The organism is Synechococcus sp. R6-10 (assembly GCF_047461815.1).
Taxonomy (GTDB): Bacteria; Cyanobacteriota; Cyanobacteriia; order Thermostichales; family Thermostichaceae; genus Thermostichus.
This window is the reverse complement of record NZ_JANSHW010000694.1, coordinates 1-568: the sequence shown is the minus strand read 5'-3', so window position 1 is coordinate 568 and position 568 is coordinate 1. Positions and strand designations below refer to the sequence as shown.

Sequence of the window (568 nt, the reverse complement as noted above, 5' to 3'; positions counted from 1 at the left end):
CTCGCCAGCGCCTCCAGTACGAGCGGCTCTACCTCGTCCCGTATCCGCAGGTACTGGCTGCCTAAGTCTGCCATCCTGACTTGCAAGTCGAATCGTCCTCCTTGGTTGTAGACTGCAGGTTAGTATACCTTCTCGACCGCTGCAGGCGTTATTCCATTCACTGCTTGCCCCGACTCCCAAAGCGGCTGCATGCGTTGCCCATGCGCTACTACAAAGATACTGACTTCAGTGCTTCATTCCAACCGCCCAGTAACCACGGAAAGTGGGGTTTCGTTGGACTTGCGCGGCTGAGGAAGACAACTGGCAGGCAAGAGCCTCCAACTCCAGTGGGAACATATCGTCAACTGCGTAAGTCTTAATCAGTATAGCGTCACGCATGGGAATCTCTATGAACGGAGATACGGGTATGAACCATTGGATGATGTCTGGGTTGCACGCGCTTCTGAGCGCGATTGTTCTGGCGTCTACAATCGCTGTTGCCCACGCACAGTCCCTCACCTGGATAACCGATTTGTCGGGCTGCGCCAATATTTACCCAAGTGGCGTTTCAGCAGACGGCTCTGTTGAT

The 568-nt window shown here is 54.2% G+C and carries 1 protein-coding gene; it reads left to right on the top strand.

The features are described 5' to 3' along the window. Positions 1-388 precede the first annotated feature (388 nt). Positions 389-568 (top strand): hypothetical protein (locus NW837_RS15375; protein ID WP_414332528.1); only part of this gene is annotated, 180 nt, incomplete at its 3' end.